The sequence below is a fragment of the Actinoplanes sp. NPDC026623 genome, from assembly GCF_040638275.1.
In the GTDB taxonomy this organism is placed as follows: Bacteria; Actinomycetota; Actinomycetes; order Mycobacteriales; family Micromonosporaceae; genus Actinoplanes.
Genome location: NZ_JBEZXZ010000397.1, coordinates 1 through 2,661, shown reverse-complemented (window position 1 = coordinate 2,661; position 2,661 = coordinate 1). Strand labels below are relative to the sequence as shown.

The 2,661-nt window shown below is 74.0% G+C and carries 3 protein-coding genes; 1 reads left to right on the top strand and 2 read right to left on the bottom strand.

All coding sequences use genetic code 11. From position 1 onward, the window contains the following. Positions 1-763, bottom strand: a 763-nt coding sequence (locus AB0F10_RS45155) for a coenzyme F420-0:L-glutamate ligase (protein WP_360640716.1), incomplete at its 3' end; no start/stop codon positions are given. Next, complete coding sequence (gene cofD / locus AB0F10_RS45150; RefSeq protein ID WP_360640714.1) at positions 760-1,719, bottom strand: 2-phospho-L-lactate transferase; 960 nt, start codon at positions 1,717-1,719, stop codon at positions 760-762. The genes cofD and AB0F10_RS45155, both read right to left, overlap by 4 nt. Before the next feature lie 116 nt (positions 1,720-1,835). On the opposite strand from cofD, the gene AB0F10_RS45145 reads away from it, so the two are divergent. Then, positions 1,836-2,661: hypothetical protein (locus AB0F10_RS45145; RefSeq protein ID WP_360640712.1), on the top strand; the 826-nt coding region annotated here is incomplete at its 3' end.

The window sequence follows — 2,661 nt, the reverse complement described above, 5'->3', positions numbered from 1 at the left end:
CCGGCAGCGTCGCCGCCGTGCGCAGCCCGTCGGCCCGGGCCTCGGCCGTGCCCAGGGAGAACATGTCGCTGGCCGCGTCGCGCAGCAGGGCGACGGCGCCGGAGGTCTCGGCCGCGCCCGCGCCCGGGTAGCCGCGGATCACCGCGACCGGCACCTGGTCGCACTTGCCCTTGACCAGCTCGCCCGCCGCCGCGAGCTCGTCGATCACGGCCATCTGGGTGAGCTCGAGCTCGTTGCCGTAGGGGTCGATCTCGCCGCGGTGGTCGCGGAACGGCTCGATGCCCGCCGCGCCCAGCGCCACGTCCGTGAGGCCGTTACGCCAGGCCCGGCCCATCGTGTCCGACACGATCACGCCGACCCGCAGGCCCCGCTCGGCGCACGCCGCGCGCAGCGCCCGCGCCGAGGCGTCCGGGTCCGCGGGGAGCAGCACCAGGTGGGTCTTGTCGATGTTGGACGCGTCGATGCCCGCCGCCGCCATCACGAAGCCCTGGTGGGTCTGCACGATCGCCGTCGGCCCGCGCCGGGCCACCACCCGCCGGGTCTGCGACACCAGGGCCGCCTCGCGGGCCGCGTCGCGCTCCGGGCCGTCCGCCGGGACCTCGACCAGCCGGCCCTCGGCCTTCGAAACGATCTTGCTGGTGACGACCAGGACGTCGCCGTCGCGCAGCCAGGGCGCGTTCGTGGTGATCAGGGCGGCCAGGTCGTCGCCCGCGGTCACGTCGCCGATGCCGCGCACCGGCAGGATCTCGAGGCCGTCGATCAACGCGCCACCCCCGCGAGCTCCAGCGCCGCGGCGGCCATCGTCGCCGTGGTGTCCTCGTCCGTCATCCAGAGCGGCACGGCCCGGGTCGTCACGCCGGGGACCTCGGTCGCCGCGTCGGCGGTGTCGACCAGCCAGCCGTCCAGCAGGCCGCCGTCGCCGCGGGCGCCGTAGAGCCCGGCCACCCCGGCCGCGCTCACCTCGGCGCCGAGCGTGGCCAGGCAGCGGTCGGCCATCCCGCGCACGGGGGCGCCGCCGATGATCGGCGAGACCCCGACGACCGGCGCCGGGCCGTTGACCACGGCCTCCTTGAGCTGCTGTACGGCCAGAATCGGCGCGATGCTGACCACCGGGTTGCTGGGGGCCACCAGCACCACGTCGGCGGCGGCGATCGCCTCGAGGACGCCGGCGCCCGGCTTGGCGGTCTCCGCGCCGACGAACACGAACCGGTGCGTCGGCACCTCGCCGCGGTGGCGCACCCACCACTCCTGGAAGTGGATCGCCTTGCGCTCGCCCTCCACGTCGGCCACCACGTGGGTCTCCAAGCGGTCGTCGGTGGCCGGGAGCATGGTGATGCCCGGCTGCCACCTGACGCACAGCGCGGCGGTGACCGCCGACAGCGGGTAGCCCGCGTTCAGCATCGTCGTGCGTACGAGATGGGTGGCCGTGTCCTTGTCGCCCAGGCCGAACCAGGACGGCTCGGCGCCGTACTTCGCGAGCTCCTCCTTGATCACCCAGGTCTCGCCGACGCGGCCCCAGCCGCGCTCCGGGTCGGCCGCGCCGCCCAGTGTGTACATGACGCTGTCCAGGTCGGGGCAGATCTGCAGGCCGTGCATCCGCACGTCGTCGCCGACATTCACCACCGCCGTGACCTCGGCGCCGATGCGCCGCGCAAGTGCGCGCACGCCCACCAGGAACCGGGCGCCGCCGATTCCCCCGGTCAGGACCACGATCCGCATTCGACCATCCTTGCGCACCGCGACCCGATTCGTGGCCTGCGGGTGCCGGGTGTGACGTGGGTATCCGGTCTAGGCTGAGCCGACCCGTCCGCATCCGAAGTGTCAGGAGTTCAGCTGTGACCAGCACACCGTCGCCGCAGCCGCCGGGGCGACCGGTCCTCCAGGTGATCCGGCCGCTGCGCGACCTCGCCGCGTTCGCCCTGGTTGGCGCCCCCGCCGTCTGGCTCTTCGTGGCGGTGATCCGCCTCATCCCGTCCGGGGTCGGGCAGGATTTCCTCACCCGGACGCAGAACAGCTTCTACAGCTTCATCAACGTCGAGAACATCGCGCTGCCGCTCGCGGCGGTGCTGCTGGCGACGCTCGTGCTGCCGGCGCACCGGCACGCCAAACTGATCACGATCGCCGCGCTTGTCGAGTACGCCGTCGCCGCCTTCTTCGCGGTCATCTTCGGCTTCCTGATCGCCCTGGTGCGGATCGTGGACTGGAGCGTCCGGGTGGCGTTCGAGGAGTTCCTGGTCCGCGCGGCCTGGCTGGCGGTCTTCGCCGCGGCGGCGTATGCGGTGTTCCTGATCTGGCGCAACCTCTTCTACTCGCCGAGGCCGAAGGCCCAGCCCGGCGTCTACGGCCAGCCGCCGCAGAACTGGCATCCGCAGCACCAGCCGCAGCACCAGCCGTACGGTCAGCCCGGCTATCCGCAGCCGGGGCAGCCGCAGCACGGTCAGCCGCAGCCCGGCTACGGCCAGCCGAACCCGGCCCAGCAGCAGTCCGGCCAGTGGGGTCAGGCGCCGACCCAGCCGACGTCGCCGCCGCCCGGCCAGGACTACACCCAGCCGGCCTGGGGCGCGCCCACCTCCGCGCAGTACGCGGCGCCCCCGCCGTCCTCGGCGCCGCCGACCCAGCCCGTCTCGGCACAGCCGGCCTCCGGCGGCGCCCCGCCCGGAC

Excerpts from the sequence above, each read along its gene's own strand:
- cofD (WP_360640714.1), bottom strand. The coding sequence starts at position 1,719 with ATGCGGATCGTGGTCCTGACCGGGGGAATCGGCGGCGCCCGGTTCCTG.